Origin of the sequence: Pseudomonas sp. HY7a-MNA-CIBAN-0227, from assembly GCF_040310325.1 — a bacterium.
Classification (GTDB): Bacteria; Pseudomonadota; Gammaproteobacteria; order Pseudomonadales; family Pseudomonadaceae; genus Aquipseudomonas.
This window is the reverse complement of record NZ_JBEOPT010000001.1, coordinates 543300-557498: the sequence shown is the minus strand read 5'-3', so window position 1 is coordinate 557498 and position 14199 is coordinate 543300. Positions and strand designations below refer to the sequence as shown.

General features: G+C 58.7%; 15 protein-coding genes and 1 pseudogene. 1 reads left to right on the top strand and 15 read right to left on the bottom strand.

The window, feature by feature from the left end; all coding sequences use genetic code 11:
• Positions 1-104: 104 nt before the first annotated feature.
• The 3 genes from ispA to AAEZ06_RS02595 all read right to left on the bottom strand — a co-directional run bounded on the left by ispA (position 105) and on the right by AAEZ06_RS02595 (position 2342).
• Positions 105-992 carry a (2E,6E)-farnesyl diphosphate synthase gene (ispA, locus tag AAEZ06_RS02605; RefSeq protein ID WP_149413596.1) on the bottom strand — a complete coding sequence of 296 codons (888 nt, stop codon included), beginning with the start codon at positions 990-992 and terminating at the stop codon, positions 105-107.
• Entirely contained in the window at positions 989-1231 is a 243-nt protein-coding gene (locus AAEZ06_RS02600; RefSeq protein ID WP_003176346.1) for an exodeoxyribonuclease VII small subunit, read from the bottom strand. Before AAEZ06_RS02600 ends, ispA begins: the two co-directional genes overlap by 4 nt.
• A gap of 238 nt (positions 1232-1469) precedes the next feature.
• The gene (locus AAEZ06_RS02595) at positions 1470-2342 is read right to left on the bottom strand and encodes a BrxR family helix-turn-helix transcriptional regulator (protein WP_149413595.1); all 873 of its coding nucleotides are present in this window, start codon (positions 2340-2342) and stop codon (positions 1470-1472) included.
• A 122-nt stretch (positions 2343-2464) separates the two neighbouring features.
• On the opposite strand from AAEZ06_RS02595, the gene AAEZ06_RS02590 reads away from it, so the two are divergent.
• Positions 2465-2719 (top strand): hypothetical protein, encoded by a 255-nt coding sequence (locus tag AAEZ06_RS02590; protein WP_149413594.1) that lies wholly within the window; start codon positions 2465-2467, stop codon positions 2717-2719.
• Between the two features lie 331 nt (positions 2720-3050).
• Here AAEZ06_RS02590 and AAEZ06_RS02585 read toward each other — a convergent pair whose 3' ends face one another.
• From AAEZ06_RS02585 to exaC, 12 genes and pseudogenes are all read right to left on the bottom strand, one after another.
• Positions 3051-3443, bottom strand: a complete 393-nt coding sequence (locus AAEZ06_RS02585) for a MerR family transcriptional regulator (protein WP_149413592.1) — start codon at positions 3441-3443, stop codon at positions 3051-3053.
• Positions 3382-4026, bottom strand: coding sequence for an NAD(P)H-dependent oxidoreductase (locus AAEZ06_RS02580; RefSeq protein ID WP_149413591.1), 645 nt, complete (start codon positions 4024-4026; stop codon positions 3382-3384). Before AAEZ06_RS02580 ends, AAEZ06_RS02585 begins: the two co-directional genes overlap by 62 nt.
• A 246-nt stretch (positions 4027-4272) precedes the next feature.
• The gene (locus AAEZ06_RS02575) at positions 4273-4995 is read right to left on the bottom strand and encodes a hypothetical protein (protein ID WP_149413590.1); all 723 of its coding nucleotides are present in this window, start codon (positions 4993-4995) and stop codon (positions 4273-4275) included.
• A gap of 581 nt (positions 4996-5576) precedes the next feature.
• Positions 5577-5681, bottom strand: a pseudogene (locus tag AAEZ06_RS02570) (transcriptional regulator); the annotation flags it as partial.
• Positions 5682-5744: 63 nt separating this feature from the next.
• Positions 5745-6272 carry an inorganic diphosphatase gene (gene ppa / locus AAEZ06_RS02565; protein WP_149413589.1) on the bottom strand — a complete coding sequence of 176 codons (528 nt, stop codon included), beginning with the start codon at positions 6270-6272 and terminating at the stop codon, positions 5745-5747.
• Positions 6273-6383: 111 nt separating this feature from the next.
• Entirely contained in the window at positions 6384-7196 is an 813-nt protein-coding gene (locus tag AAEZ06_RS02560; RefSeq protein ID WP_350612715.1) for a M90 family metallopeptidase, read from the bottom strand.
• Positions 7197-7202: 6 nt separating this feature from the next.
• The gene (locus AAEZ06_RS02555) at positions 7203-7859 is read right to left on the bottom strand and encodes a DedA family protein (RefSeq protein ID WP_149413587.1); all 657 of its coding nucleotides are present in this window, start codon (positions 7857-7859) and stop codon (positions 7203-7205) included.
• A gap of 247 nt (positions 7860-8106) precedes the next feature.
• Positions 8107-8562, bottom strand: coding sequence for a GNAT family N-acetyltransferase (locus AAEZ06_RS02550; RefSeq protein WP_149413586.1), 456 nt, complete (start codon positions 8560-8562; stop codon positions 8107-8109).
• A gap of 91 nt (positions 8563-8653) precedes the next feature.
• A complete protein-coding gene (gene eutC, locus AAEZ06_RS02545) occupies positions 8654-9508 on the bottom strand; it encodes an ethanolamine ammonia-lyase subunit EutC (protein WP_350612713.1) in 855 nt (284 codons plus the stop codon).
• The gene (locus tag AAEZ06_RS02540; RefSeq protein ID WP_149413584.1) at positions 9505-10899 is read right to left on the bottom strand and encodes an ethanolamine ammonia-lyase subunit EutB; all 1395 of its coding nucleotides are present in this window, start codon (positions 10897-10899) and stop codon (positions 9505-9507) included. Before AAEZ06_RS02540 ends, eutC begins: the two co-directional genes overlap by 4 nt.
• Positions 10900-10950: 51 nt before the next feature.
• Positions 10951-12393, bottom strand: coding sequence for an ethanolamine permease (gene eat, locus AAEZ06_RS02535; protein WP_149413583.1), 1443 nt, complete (start codon positions 12391-12393; stop codon positions 10951-10953).
• Positions 12394-12606: 213 nt separating this feature from the next.
• Positions 12607-14127, bottom strand: a complete 1521-nt coding sequence (exaC, locus tag AAEZ06_RS02530) for an acetaldehyde dehydrogenase ExaC (protein WP_149413582.1) — start codon at positions 14125-14127, stop codon at positions 12607-12609.
• Positions 14128-14199: the final 72 nt, after the last annotated feature.

Genomic DNA, 14199 nt, shown 5'->3' with positions numbered 1-14199 from the left:
AATCGTTATAGGTATAGAAGAGGCGGCAGTTTACCTCAAGCATCGCAAACTGCCCACGCAGAGCGCCGAACTTGGCCGATATGCGGGGGAAACTGCCGGACTTATCAGTGGCGCCGCTCAACGATATACCGCGCCAGATCACGCAGGGGCTCGGCCGCCGCGTCGAAAGGTCGCAGGGCGTCCAGGGCCTGGTCCCGTAGCTCAAGGGCGTAGGCCTTGGCGGCTTCCAGGCCGAGCAACGACGGATACGTCGGCTTGCCCCGGGCAATATCAGCGCCTTGGCGCTTGCCGAGGGTCGCGGTATCGCTTTCAACGTCGAGAATGTCGTCCTGCACCTGAAACGCCAAGCCGGTGGCCTGCGCATAAGTTTTCAGCGCTGCCAAGTGCGCGGCTTCGGCGCGGCCACTGGCCAGAGCGCCGAGTTGTACGGCCGCTTCAATCAGCGCGCCGGTCTTGTGGCGGTGCATGTATTCGAGGGCTTGCTGATCAAGCTTCAGGCCGACTGAGCCCAGGTCAATCGCCTGGCCGCCGACCATGCCAGCCGGGCCTGCGGCCAATGCCAGGGCGGTGACCATGCGCAAGCGGATCTCGGTGTTCACACTGCTCAGCGTCGGGTCCAGCAAGGCGCTGAACGCCAGGCTTTGCAGGCCATCACCCGCCAGAATCGCACAGGCTTCATCAAAGGCTTTATGGGTGGTGGGCTGGCCGCGACGCAGGTCGTCGTCGTCCATCGCCGGCAAATCGTCGTGGACCAGTGAGTAGGCGTGAATCAACTCCACCGCACAGGCCGCGCCGTTGGCTTGTTCCGCTTGCGCACCCAGAGCCTCACAGGCCGCATAGGCGAGCAACGGGCGCACGCGTTTGCCGCCATTCATCACGCTGTAGCGCATGGCTTCATACAAGCGGTTCAGTTCGGGGCTTGGCGCAACAAACAGGGTGTCCAGCGCAGCATTGACCCGGGCCTGGCTGCTGGCCTGATAGGCGACGATCATTCAGGCTGTTCCGCGTCGAAAGGCTCTTCGGCCAACTCCCCATCACGTTCCAGCAACACCTGGACCTTCTGCTCGGCCTGCGCCAGGGCGCTCTGGCAATCGCGGGTCAGGCCGATGCCTTGCTCAAACGCCGTCAACGAGTCTTCCAGCGACAGCTCGCCGTTCTCCAGACGCTCGACCAGGGTTTGCAGGTCAGCGAGGGATTGTTCGAAATCGAGTGCAACTTTTTTGCGGGCCATGGCGGCTATTCCGGTTGACGGTAAACGGGCGCGACACTAGCAGACATGGGGGGTTGGGGCAAATGAGGGGGGGATTTGTGATGAGGATCAAGGGAGGTGTGCAGGCTTTGTTGGCGCCGCCGCGTTCGCCCCCTCATTGGATTAGTGTTGTCAGGGAGGATGATCCGGACGAACGGGGGGGGCAATTGCGTGAGCCGAATAAAGGGCTTATTCGGCTCAACGTCAGACAGGTCATTCCTCAGTCATAGAGCCAAGGCTTCAACTCTTGCAGGTTCTTCACCACGATCTGCTGGGCCTCTGGTTTGGGGTCGAGGTTCTTTGGATCGATCTGATAACGCTGCAGGACATATTTCACCAGAGCCTGGCGACTGGGGATCACTAACTGGCCGTCGACCATGCCGAAATCCGTCTCGATGATCGCCCGTTGTGCCGCTGTCAGGCGCTGATCCGGGGCAATCACCAGCGCCACTTCGGTTTCCCAGACACTGTCATCGCCTATCACGTTCTCGGATTTGCCCAGCAACTCCGGTTCGCCCCGCAGACGGCTGAGGACAAAGTCACGGTACTTGCGGTTCTTCTCGCAATACGCCCGCACATGCCAACGCATGCCGGTGTACACCAGAGTGTGCGGCGCAATCAGCCGAATTTCCGGCTCGGGGTTGGCCAGGGACACATACTCGGTTTCCAGGCGCAGCCCTTCGCGACAGGCCTTGAGCAGCGGGCGCAAAATCTGTGGTCGAATGGTGCGGTCCGGCACCTCCAGCACCTTGGTATGGGCGTAGGCCAGCGCCAGCCCCTCGATGTGCGGCGCCCGTTCATTGTTCTGATACAGCAGGTGTAAATAGGCGCTGGCGCTGTCGTCGATAAACCTGGGTTTGAACTGCTTGCTCGGGACGTAGCCCTTGAGCTGCTTGTCATATGTCAAGTTTCGGGGCGCATGTTCGGTGATGTAGGTGTTGATGTCCTTCGACGCCTGCTGGCGGCTGATGCCGAAGCTCTGGATCAAGTGGCCCGTGGTCAGGCGCCCCTCCCACCAGGCCACGGTCTCGATCAAACGATAGCGAAGTGCCAGGTCCCAGCGGACGTGCTCAATGGATTGCTTGCGTTTCATGACCCCTCCCATGTGTGCCATTACTTTACCTGTATCTGTCCACAGTATAGACCTGTAATAAAAGACTACATATCGTATGGCTGTCTTCGAGATCACTCGAACTCACCAGAAGGAAGCAGGACATGGGTATGTCGGAGGTTATTTCGACAGGTGCGCTGGTATTGATTGGTGTGATTTTGCTGGTGCTGTTGATGCAGTACCTGCGGTTGCGGGAAATTTGGAAGTTTGTCATCGGCTGCCGCACGGCGACTCGCTGGGCGAAGATTCGTGAGATGGAGAACCGCGAGTTGCGTTCAGCCTTACGCGCCGAGAAAGCACGTATCGCACACCTTCAGCGCACGTTGGTGCAGCTGCAGGAGGCAGGCCCTACGGCCTGACGATGACAATTACCCGAGGCGATGCTTGTTTCGGGTTTCCCCGAATGGAACATAAGGAGGTGGCGTCATGCCGATTAGACCGAAGCCGTATACGTTCGTGTGTGGGGGATGTGGGTGGCATAAAACTGTGGCGCCGCGCAGTGATGCGCTGGGGCGGCAAGATTGGTTTGAGTGTTGCCCCGCATGCGGGAAAGACGGGTTGGAACGCCGGCTTGCCGGCCAGTGGGAGGGCTGGATTGCGCAGCTATTGGCTGGGCGAAGGTGGCACTGACAGGCCCGTGCGCAGAAAGCGAAGTGCGAATGCCAATTGGCTAGGTGCATAAAGGAGCAACTATCCTTTTTCTGCACCCGACACAGACGCCCGATCGCAACATTGTTGAGTGTCCGCTTCCAGACTGGTTTCAAACGCCACCAGCCCGGCATGCACGCTTTGCAAGGCTTCAATTCGGCTCACCAACTCGCGTTTCTTGTCGGCAATGGCCTTGCTCGCTCGCTGCCAGGGCAGCTCATCGCCCTGGTGCCCGTGGAGGATTTTCTGCAACTCCTTGAGCTTGAACCCCAGCTGCTGCGCACACTTGATAAACATCAGCAGCTCAACGCTCTGTGCTGAATAAACCCGGTAGCGACCTTCCCGTTGCGGCGGCGGTAACAGACCGATGTCCTCATAGTGACGAATCGCTTTGATCGTTGTGCCCGACAGTAGCGCGGCTTTGCCGATGTACATGAAACGTCCTTTTTCCGAAGAGGGCACCGGCCTGCTTTAACCACCTGTCCCTTTGCTGCACCGTTGAACCCAGCACCGGCCCGAACATCAACGACTTGATCGGCTTGATGCCGCAAAACTCAAGGGTCGTCCTGCGCATCTGATGCAAACCGGGCATGCGGTAGAACCACCTGTAATACCACGGCGGCGTATCCAGGGTCACCAGTAAGTGTGCGGTTCGCCCCTTCAGCAGCTTGTCCGGGAACGCCTTGCCCTCGCGATATTTAAAGGCAAACCCCGGCAGGAAAACCCGGTCGATAAAACCCTTCATCAACGCCGGGATGCCACCCCACCAGATGGGGAAAACAAACGTCAGATGCTCGGCCCAGAGAATGTCGGATTGAGCCTTCAGCAAATCAGGTTCGAGGGTTTGGATCTGGGTGTAGCCGTTGTGCAGGATGGGGTCGAAGGCCAGCTCGGCCAGGTGCAGGAGGCGTACGTCATGGCCGGCGGATTTGGCGGATGCGATGTAGGTATTGGTGAGGGCAGAGCAGAAACTGGTGCGGGAGGGGTGGCCGAGGATGACCAGGATTCGTTGGTTCATGGAGGTAGATCCTGAAAAATAAGCCTCAGGGTGAGGTGTGACCTTAGGGGGAGAGTCAAGCAGAAGCGCCGGCCCAGAAGCGTCGACCATTGCGTCTCTGGGCGGCAGAGGGTGTCCTGATGCTCATGAATGCGAGCAGATATATCCACTTCTGTTCATTTAAAGGCTTTCCAGGCACCGGGATTCGATGAGGGTAACTCCTCTCATACTCAAAGACTGGTCATGCTGCGACAAGGCCAGGTAGGGTCATGTCGGCTCAGCATCCACCATCAGCTCATCCTTCACGACGATTGGCTCGTTACCCATATCACGATCAGTTGTGAACCAGCCCAAAGCAGTATTTCCGACGTATTTCGTTAGTGCATAGTTGGCTGTGGAGCCAATCACTACGCCAATGCCGAATGGAATTGCCTTTTCCAATGCTTTTCGAGTGAAGGTGATGCCTATGCGTTTGAACATTTCCTTGATTGCCTGCAATGCTGCTCCCTTCAGATACTGGCGTACCATGTTTACGCCAGCCTTAGAGGCGAATGCGGTACCAACTTCCACGCCAAACTTCTCCAGCGACCCTCCTGCTGCAATCATAAATGCCAGTTGCCGCGCATCCTCACTTGTGAGATCCCAGCCAAAGGCATCAGCCAGGCACATGCACATATCGACTTGAAATTTCATACCGATTGTAGCGTCGGTTAGTCCGCCACCGACCATCGCGACGGCAGTGCCCAGGCCCGGTATGACGCCGGCCAAAGCCGTAACTCCACCGCTAGTGGCTGACATTTTTGAGTAACGACTGATGATTTTCTTCGCGACCAGTGCCTGAACTTCATGTTCTGAAGCATTAGGTTTAGATGCCTTCACTTGAATTCTGTATTGCGAGACTAATGCCCGGGCATCCTTTGGACTGATGGCGATCGACTCTACAGCCTTGAGCAGGCGTGACTCGTTTTCTGGCTTCGTTTCGTCGGTCATACAAAAACTTCCTGTTTGATATTGGCAGCCGTGTCGGTGAATCCACGGGCTAATAGAGAGTCGCTCTGACGCAGCCGCGCAGTGCTTGGGAAGGTTTATCGGCATCGAGCTGGATTCATTGAGTGGGCAATGATGCTGTAGTGCCATTATTGCCTGCATAAGCACCGGAAGACCCGGTACTGCATGGTTAGGACGTGTAAAAAATCCATGCAGAGCAGCGTGTGTTGCCGCTGACCGAAAACTGACCCCGGGTCAGTTCTCAATCAGCGCCCACTTAGAGATATCAACCAGCCCGCACCAAGGTGTCGGGGGATGGACTGAAGTATGGGCTGGCTCGATGCTTGACTGAAAAAGTCTTATTTTACAAAAGGATAGGAAATTAAAAAGCCGGCTTGTGGCCGGCTTCTCGGGGACGGGTTCAGCTTATTTTTGGTAAACCTCACCAGCCTTCAAATCGTTCAGCTAGGCTTTCACCTGGCTGATAGGGGCATCAGCGGGAACTCCTCCGCATCGCCAGGCAGGGCGGCGAGCGTTAAGCCAACCCCCTACCAAATGTGCCGCGCATGATACCCATATTCCCCTCAATTTCCCAGCTTCGCGTCCGTTTTAGAGCCTTCGTAGCTCAGTAAATGATCATCCAGCGGCACCGGTGGCCTTCGATTATTGAGGGTGTACCACCAAAGCACTCTCACAAAAAAGCCCCGATTAATCGGGGCTTTCTGGATTGCCTGGGCAATGAGTCGCGGGTATCAGCCTTTGTAAGCGGCTACCGACTTCATGATCTCGGTACGGGCGGCTTCTGCGTTGCCCCAACCTTCGATCTTCACCCATTTGCCTTTTTCGAGGTCTTTGTAGTTCTCGAAGAAGTGCTTGATCTGTTCCAGCAGCAATGGCGGCAGGTCGGTGTACTCCTTCACGTCGACATACAACTGGGACAGTTTGTCGTGTGGCACTGCGATGACTTTGGCATCGCCGCCGCCGTCGTCGGTCATGTGCAGGATGCCGACCGGGCGGGCGCGGATGACCGAGCCTGGGGTGACCGGGTAAGGGGTCACGACCAGCACGTCGAGGGGGTCACCGTCGTCAGCCAGGGTGTTGGGGATGAAGCCGTAGTTGGCCGGGTAGAACATCGGGGTGGCCATGAAACGGTCAACGAACAGGCAATCGCTGTCTTTGTCGATTTCATATTTGATCGGCGCGTGGTTGGCCGGAATCTCGATGGCGACGTAGATGTCGTTCGGCAGGTCTTTGCCAGCCGGAATCTTGCTGTAGCTCATTGGGCGTTGCCCCCGTAGTTGGCCAAGAAACTTGGCCGGATTGGCCTAAAAGTGGCGGCGATTATAGGCATATTCCGAGGCCGATGCCACGCGCCAGACGTCGTACGGTACTTAGCCTTCAGTCTGATAGCGCGGGTCGCTGGCTTGTAGTTGTGTAAGGCGCGTCAGTGGGTCTTGGCGGTAAAAGTGGCTCAGTTGCTCATAGACCCGTGGGTAACTGCTGATCAGCAAATCCGGGGCGCTGAAAAAATACTCGCTGGTGACAGCAAAAAACTCTGCCGGGTTTTCGGCGGCGTAGGGGTCGATGGCGGTTTCGGCATCGGGGTTGTGGTCGAGTTGGCGGTTGAGGTCGTCGAAGGCGCTTTGCATCACATTCGCCCACTCCTGCACGCGCATGTCGCTGTGCAGCGGCGGCAGGCCGTTGGCGTCGCCATTGAGCATGTCGAGTTTGTGGGCCAGTTCGTGGATCACCAGGTTGTAGCCTTCCCAGTTGCCGCTGGCCAGCACACCGGGCCAGGCGAGGATCACCGGGCCTTGCTGCCAGGCTTCGCCGCTGTGTTCGCCGTCCCACTCGTGCTCGACACCGCTGGCGTCGCGATGGCGTTGCGGGCTGACAAAGTCGTCGGGGTACAGGACGATTTCGTGGAAACCCTGATACCACTCCAAATCACCCAGGTGCATCAATGGCAGTTGCGCCTGGGCGGCGAGCAGCAGGCGTTGTTCCTGGTGCAGTTCCACGCCGGGCAGGGCGGTGAGGTGTTTTTGCGCGAGAAACATCACGCAGGCTTCACGCAGCCACTGGTCTTGCTCGGCGCTGATGCCGTCGAGAAAGGTCAGGTAATGGCGCACCCGCTGCCAGGTGTCATCGGCAACGGGATGCTTGGCCAGGATGCGCCGGCGACGCCAGGCGCTGAGGGACCACATCGCCGGTCAGTGTGGTTTGGCTTCGGACGAGGTGCGGCCAAAGCGGCTGCGGAATACACCAATGATCATCGGCACCAGGGACAGAAGGATGATAAACACCACCAGCAGCGACAGGTTTTTCTTGATGAAAGGTACGTTGCCGAAGTAGTAGCCCAAGGTGACGAGGCCGCCAACCCACAGGATGGTGCCTAAAACACTAAAACCGAAGAAGCGTGGGTACGGCATCTTGGCGATGCCAGCGACGAACGGCGCGAAGGTCCGCAGGATCGGCAGGAAGCGCGCCAGGGTCACGGTTTTGCCACCGTGCTTGTCGTAGAAATCGTGGGTTTTCTGCAGGTAGTCGCGGCGGAAGATTTTCGAGTTGGGGTTGCTGAACAAGCGCTCCCCAGCCGTTCGTCCGATCACGTAGTTGGTGCTGTCGCCGAGGATTGCCGCCAGCATCAACAGGCCGCCCAGCAGGACCGGGTCCATGCCGCCGCCCGCGGCTACAGCGCCGGCGATGAACAGCAGCGAGTCACCCGGCAGGAATGGCATGACCACCAGCCCGGTTTCGCAAAAGATCACTAGAAACAGGATGGCGTAGATCCACGGCCCGTAGTTGGTTACCAGCAGGTCGAGATACACGTCGAGATGCAGGATAAGGTCGAGCGGGTTGAAATCCATGGATGGCACCTGTGTGAATGACCCGACTCAGCGGGGCGTGCGAAGGCTTCGGGTAATAAGGCTACAAGGTTGTGGCGACTTTCTTACGACCCTGAAACGTCGGCATTATACGGACTGAGTGGTGAAAAGCGTGTTGGTTTTGTAGCGGGGGATGTCGCAGAGGGTAGCTGTGCAGGTTATGGGGCTGCTGCGCAGCCCAGCGGGAGCAAAGCTCCCTTGCCATAGGTTTGTGCTGCCTTTAGCGGGGCTATTCGTCACTGATCGGCAACACGTAGTTCTTGAACTCCGTATCTTCACGAAACCCGATCGACTCATAGGTCTTTTGAGCCACTTTATTGTCGCTGCTGGTGGACACTCGCAAGCGTACGGCGTGAGTCTCCTTGGCCATTTTCTTCGCCGTTCGCATCAGGTTATCGGCCACCAACTGGCGCCGGGCATCTTCGGCAACGTAGATATCGTTGAGAATCCACACGCGCTTGAGGGACAGCGACGAAAAGCTCGGATACAGCTGGCAAAAGCCCAGCAGTTTGTCGTCGTCATCCGCCAGGGCCAGGTAGATCACCGATTCCTTGCGCCGCAGACGCTTCTCCAGGAAGGCCCGGGATGAATCAGGAAAGGGCAGCGCGCCATAAAATTCGCGGTATTTGACGAATAACGGGGTCAGCAGGTCCAGGTGTTCCAGGGTCGCTTGAGTAATCCGCATGCTAGGCCTCAACTTCCAAATGGGGGACGACGACGCGAGCGGCCGTGGTTTGATGCTGCCTAAAGTCGGAAAAAATCGCAATCGTGCAGAATCAATGCTCCGGCGGGCTGAGCAGGAAGTTACCCTTCATCATCGCAGGATCGTCTGATTCCAGTGTCTGAACCTGGGCTTCATCCTTGAGGTTGACCCCCGACAATTGCCGGCAACAGGCCTCGCGCATCAAGTACAGCAGGCGGTGAGCCGCCATGCCGTAGCTCAAGCCCTCCAGGCGAACATTGGAAATACAGTTTCGGTAGGCATCGGTCAGGCCGACCTTGGGGTTGTAGGTGAAATACAGCCCGAGGCTGTCCGGTGAACTGAGCCCCGGTCGTTCGCCGATCAGGATCACCACCATTTTTGCGCCCAGCAATTGGCCTATTTCGTCGGCCACCGCCACACGGCCCTGTTCCACCAGAATCACCGGCGACAGCGACCAGCCTTCTGCGTGAGTCTGCTCTTCCATTCGTGTCAGAAACGGCAACGTATGTTTATGCACCGCCAGCGCCGACAGGCCGTCGGCCACCACTACTGCCAGGTCGACGCCGCCTGGGTTGGCCTCGGCGTAGTCCCGCAGGATCTGCGCCGATTCATCGCTCAGGCGCCGCCCCTGATCCGGGCGTTGTAGGTAGCTGTGGCGGTCGATAGCAGCGCTGTGCAGCAATAGGCTGTCGCGGCCGCGCTCGGCCATTTGACTGCTCAACCCCGCGTGATCGAACGGCAAGTGCACCGCATCCCTGGCCTGGGCGTGGGCGAACTGAAAGTCCAGTTGTGCGCCCGTGGGAATGCTGGTGCCGGTGCGGCCCAGGGCAATCCTCGCCGGGGTCAGGCGGCGCAGTTCCAGCCAGGGATTATCCACAGGCTCGGTGCTGATCTCAGGGGTATCGATATGCACTGGAGGCTCCTTCATCCCAATTGCGCCAAGGCTTGGCGGAAGGCTGGTGGCAGGCTGTTGCCAAAACGCACTTTGCCATCGGCTTGCGTGAATATGCCCATTTTCGCCAGCCACTGTTCAAACTCGGGCGCTGGTTTTAAACCCAATGTTTGTCGGGCGTACAGCGCGTCGTGGAACGAGGTGGTCTGGTAGTTGAGCATGATGTCGTCGGAGCCGGGGATGCCCATGATGAAGTTGATCCCGGCCACGCCCAGCAGGGTCAGCAGGGTGTCCATGTCATCCTGGTCGGCTTCGGCGTGGTTGGTGTAGCAGATGTCGCAACCCATCGGCACGCCCAGCAGCTTGCCGCAGAAGTGATCTTCCAGGCCGGCGCGGATGATCTGCTTGCCGTTGTACAGGTACTCCGGGCCGATAAAACCGACCACGGTGTTCACCAGGAACGGCTTGAAGTGCCGCGCCACGGCATAGGCGCGGGTTTCGCAGGTTTGCTGGTCAATACCAAAATGCGCATTGGCCGACAGGGCGCTGCCCTGGCCGGTCTCGAAATACATCAGGTTCTGCCCCAGGGTGCCGCGATTCAGGCTCAAGCCCGCGTCGTAACCTTCCTGCAGCACACTTAGATTGATGCCGAAACTAGCGTTGGCCGCTTCGGTGCCAGCAATCGATTGGAACACCAGGTCCAGCGGCACGCCCCGGCTGATCGCCTCGATGGACGTGGTGACGTGGGTTAACACACAGGCTTGGGTGGGAATGTCATAGCGTTGGATGATCGCGTCGAGCATTTCCAGCATGGCGCAGATCGAGGCGATGCTGTCGGTGGCCGGGTTGATGCCAATCATCGCGTCGCCGTTGCCGTAGAGCAGGCCGTCGAGAATGCTCGCGGCGATGCCCGCCGGTTCATCGGTAGGGTGGTTGGGTTGCAGGCGCGTAGACAGGCGCCCACGCAGGCCCATGGTGCCGCGAAATTGGGTAATGACGCGGATCTTCTGCGCCACCAACACCAGATCCTGCACGCGCATGATCTTCGACACGGCGGCGGCCATTTCCGGTGTCAGCCCCGGCGCCAAGGCTCGTAGGCTGTGTTCGTCGGCCGCGTCGCTGAGCAGCCAGTCCCGCAGGCCGCCGACGGTCAGGTGGCTGACCACGGCAAACGCCTGTTTGTCGTGGGTGTCGATGATCAGTCGGGTGACTTCGTCGCTTTCATAAGGGATCAGCACTTCTTCAAGGAAGTGCTTCAGAGGAATATTGGCCAGGGCCATTTGCGCCGCGACTCGTTCGCCGTCGTTCTGCGCCGCAACACCGGCGAGGAAATCCCCGGAGCGCGCCGGGCTGGCCTTGGCCATCACGTCTTTGAGGCTGTCGAAGCGGTAGGTCAGTGCGCCGACCGAATGGGAAAAGCTTGCCATACAGACTCTCCATGACGACGCGGGTGTTGGCCCGCGCCGTAGTTTACGGCGTTAGTGCAAGGCAGCTTCTGCGGCTTGAATGGCCGCAAACTCTTCTTCCGGCGTGCCTGCTACCAAGTGATGCCGACTGTAGAAAGCAAAGTAAGCAATTAATACTCCATAGATGATCGCGGCGCCAATCACCACCCGCGGATCTACCAGAAAACCCGCCACGACAGCGATGCAGGCGAGTACCAGGGCAAGGCCTGAGGTGAAGATGCCGCCCGGTGTGCGGTACGGGCGGTCCATTTTGGGGCGGCGGATACGCAGAGTGATGTGCGCGGCCATCATCAGTACGTAGGAAATGGTCGCGCCAAACACAGCCACCAGAATCAGCAGGTCACCCTGGCCGGTGAGGGACAGGCCGAAACCGATAATGCCGGGGATCACCAGCGCGAGCACTGGCGCCTTGCTTTTATTGGTCTGGGACAGTTTGCGCGGCAGGTAGCCGGCGCGGGATAGGGCGAAGATCTGCCGCGAGTAGGCGTAGATGATCGAGAAGAAGCTGGCGATCAGCCCGGCCAGACCCACCAGATTGACGAAACTGCCCATCCAGGTCGAGCCGCCGTAGGCCAGGGCCAGGGATTCGACCAGCGGGTTGCCGGATTTGACCAGCGCCAGGGTGCCAGCACCGCCCGGTGCAATCACCAGAATCAGCAGGGCGAAACTGGTGAGCACCACAATGGAGCCAATCAGCCCACGGGGCAGGTCGCGTTTCGGGTTCTTGGTTTCTTCGGCGGCCAGTGGCACGCCTTCGACGGCGAGGAAGAACCAGATCGCGTAAGGAATCGCTGCCCACACGCCGACATAACCAAACGGCAGGAAGCTGCTGGCGCCTTTGGCTTCAGTCACCGGAATGTCCAGCAGGTTGGCGACATTGAAGTGCGGCACCATCGCCACCAGGAACACGCCCAACGCAATGGCGGCGACGGCAGTGATGACGAACATCAACTTCAGCGCCTCACCGACACCAAAAATGTGGATGCCGATAAAGATGATGTAGAACGCCAGATAAATCATCCAGCCGCCAATGCCGAACAACGACTCACAATAGGCGCCGATAAACACTGCGATGGCGGCCGGAGCGATGGCGTACTCGATCAGGATCGCCGTGCCGGTGAGGAATCCGCCCCAGGGGCCAAATGCGCTGCGGGCAAAGCCGTAGCCGCCGCCGGCGGTAGGAATCATGGAGGACAGTTCGGCCAGGGAAAAACACATGCACAAGTACATGGTGGCCATCAGTAATGTGGCGAGGAACATCCCGCCCCAGCCGCCCTGGGCCAGGCCGAAGTTCCAGCCGGCATAGTCGCCGGAGATCACGTAGGCAACGCCGAGGCCGACCAAAAGCACCCAGCCGGCGGCGCCTTTTTTCAGTTCGCGTTGCTGGAAGTATTCGGAGCCGACCTTTTCGAAGTCGACGGAGGAGCCGGATGTGCCGGTAGGTTCGCTAGGCATGATGAAGCACCTTCTATTCTTATTGTTTTGTCCCGGCTTTCTTGAGCCGGATGGGGTAGCAGCTACTTGCGAAGATCAAATGTGGGCTTGCCTGCGATAACGGCAGTTCAGCAAACATCATTTGTTAAATGACTCGCCGCCATCGCGGGCAAGCCCGGCTCCCACATTTGATTGCATTTCAAATATGGGAGTGGGTTGCCCGCACAGGAGTGCTTAGAAGAAGCCCAACGGATTAATGTCGTAGCTCACCAACAGGTTTTTGGTCTGCTGATAGTGATCCAACATCATCTTGTGAGTTTCACGGCCCACACCGGACTTCTTGTAACCGCCAAACGCGGCATGCGCCGGGTAGAGGTGATAGCAGTTGGTCCAGACACGACCAGCCTTGATCGCCCGACCCATGCGGTAAGCGCGGTTGATATCGCGGGTCCACAAACCGGCGCCCAGGCCAAACTCGGTGTCGTTGGCAATCGCCAGCGCTTCGGCTTCATCCTTGAAGGTGGTGATGCTCACCACCGGGCCAAAGATCTCTTCCTGGAACACCCGCATCTTGTTGTTGCCCTTGAGCAGGGTCGGCTGGATGTAATAGCCGGTGGCCAAATCGCCGGTCAACTTCTCAACCTTGCCGCCGGTCAGTAGCTCGGCGCCTTCGGCCTTGGCGATTTCCAGGTAGGAAAGAATCTTGTCGAATTGTTGCTCGGAAGCCTGGGCGCCGACCATGGTATCGGTGTCCAGCGGGTCGCCGCGCTTGATCTGCTCGACCTTTTTCATCACCACTTTCATGAAGTCGTCGTAGATCGACTCTTCCACCAATGCACGGGATGGGCAGGTGCAGACTTCACCCTGGTTGAAGAACGCCAGCACCAGGCCTTCGGCGGCCTTCTCGATGAACTGCGGTTCGGCTTTCATGATGTCGGCGAAGAAGATGTTCGGCGATTTGCCGCCCAGCTCAACGGTGGAGGGAATGATGTTCTCGGCGGCCGCATGCATGATGTGCGAGCCCACTGGCGTTGAGCCGGTAAAGGCGATCTTGGCGATGCGCTTGCTGGTGGCCAGGGCTTCGCCGGCTTCTTTGCCGAAGCCATGCACCACGTTCAGCACGCCCGGCGGCAGCAGGTCGCCGATCAATTCCATCAGCACGTTGATGCCCAGCGGGGTTTGCTCGGCGGGCTTGAGCACCACGCAGTTACCGGCGGCCAGGGCCGGGGCGAGTTTCCAGGCAGCCATCAGCAGTGGGAAGTTCCACGGGATGATCTGCCCGACCACGCCCAGCGGTTCGTAGAAGTGATAGGCGGCGGTGTGTTCGTTGATTTCGGCGCTGCTGCCTTCCTGGGCACGGATGCAACCGGCGAAGTAACGGAAGTGATCAGCGGCCAGGGGGATATCGGCGTTGAGGGTTTCGCGAACCGCTTTGCCGTTGTCCCAGGTTTCGGTGATGGCCAGCAGTTCCAGGTTCTGTTCAATGCGGTCGGCGATTTTCAGCAGCACCAGCGAGCGGTCCTGGGCCGAGGTCTTGCCCCAGGCGTCAGCGGCGGCGTGGGCGGCGTCCAGGGCCTTGTCGATGTCTTCGGCAGTAGAGCGCGGGAATTCGGCGATGGGCTTGCCGTTTACTGGCGAAGTGTTGGTGAAGTAGTTGCCTTTGACCGGCGCAACAAACTCGCCACCGATAAAGTTGCCGTACTTGGCCTTGAACGAAACGATAGCGCCTTCAGTACCGGGGTGTGCGTAACGCATGGTGGGTATCTCCTGGCTTTTATGTTTATTTGGAGGGCAGCACATTGCATGTATAGGCAGCTGCGCTTGTAT

What these genes read in the sequence shown, in the direction of transcription:
- ispA (WP_149413596.1), bottom strand. Translation starts at nt 992, where the DNA reads ATGATCGTCGCCTATCAGGCCAGCAGCCAGGCCCGGGTCAATGCTGCG.
- AAEZ06_RS02600 (WP_003176346.1), bottom strand. Translation starts at nt 1,231, where the DNA reads ATGGCCCGCAAAAAAGTTGCACTCGATTTCGAACAATCCCTCGCTGAC.
- AAEZ06_RS02595 (WP_149413595.1), bottom strand. Translation starts at nt 2,342, where the DNA reads ATGAAACGCAAGCAATCCATTGAGCACGTCCGCTGGGACCTGGCACTT.
- AAEZ06_RS02590 (WP_149413594.1), top strand. Translation starts at nt 2,465, where the DNA reads ATGGGTATGTCGGAGGTTATTTCGACAGGTGCGCTGGTATTGATTGGT.
- AAEZ06_RS02585 (WP_149413592.1), bottom strand. Translation starts at nt 3,443, where the DNA reads ATGTACATCGGCAAAGCCGCGCTACTGTCGGGCACAACGATCAAAGCG.
- AAEZ06_RS02580 (WP_149413591.1), bottom strand. Translation starts at nt 4,026, where the DNA reads ATGAACCAACGAATCCTGGTCATCCTCGGCCACCCCTCCCGCACCAGT.
- AAEZ06_RS02575 (WP_149413590.1), bottom strand. Translation starts at nt 4,995, where the DNA reads ATGACCGACGAAACGAAGCCAGAAAACGAGTCACGCCTGCTCAAGGCT.
- ppa (WP_149413589.1), bottom strand. Translation starts at nt 6,272, where the DNA reads ATGAGCTACAGCAAGATTCCGGCTGGCAAAGACCTGCCGAACGACATC.
- AAEZ06_RS02560 (WP_350612715.1), bottom strand. Translation starts at nt 7,196, where the DNA reads ATGTGGTCCCTCAGCGCCTGGCGTCGCCGGCGCATCCTGGCCAAGCAT.
- AAEZ06_RS02555 (WP_149413587.1), bottom strand. Translation starts at nt 7,859, where the DNA reads ATGGATTTCAACCCGCTCGACCTTATCCTGCATCTCGACGTGTATCTC.
- AAEZ06_RS02550 (WP_149413586.1), bottom strand. Translation starts at nt 8,562, where the DNA reads ATGCGGATTACTCAAGCGACCCTGGAACACCTGGACCTGCTGACCCCG.
- eutC (WP_350612713.1), bottom strand. Translation starts at nt 9,508, where the DNA reads ATGAAGGAGCCTCCAGTGCATATCGATACCCCTGAGATCAGCACCGAG.
- AAEZ06_RS02540 (WP_149413584.1), bottom strand. Translation starts at nt 10,899, where the DNA reads ATGGCAAGCTTTTCCCATTCGGTCGGCGCACTGACCTACCGCTTCGAC.
- eat (WP_149413583.1), bottom strand. Translation starts at nt 12,393, where the DNA reads ATGCCTAGCGAACCTACCGGCACATCCGGCTCCTCCGTCGACTTCGAA.
- exaC (WP_149413582.1), bottom strand. Translation starts at nt 14,127, where the DNA reads ATGCGTTACGCACACCCCGGTACTGAAGGCGCTATCGTTTCGTTCAAG.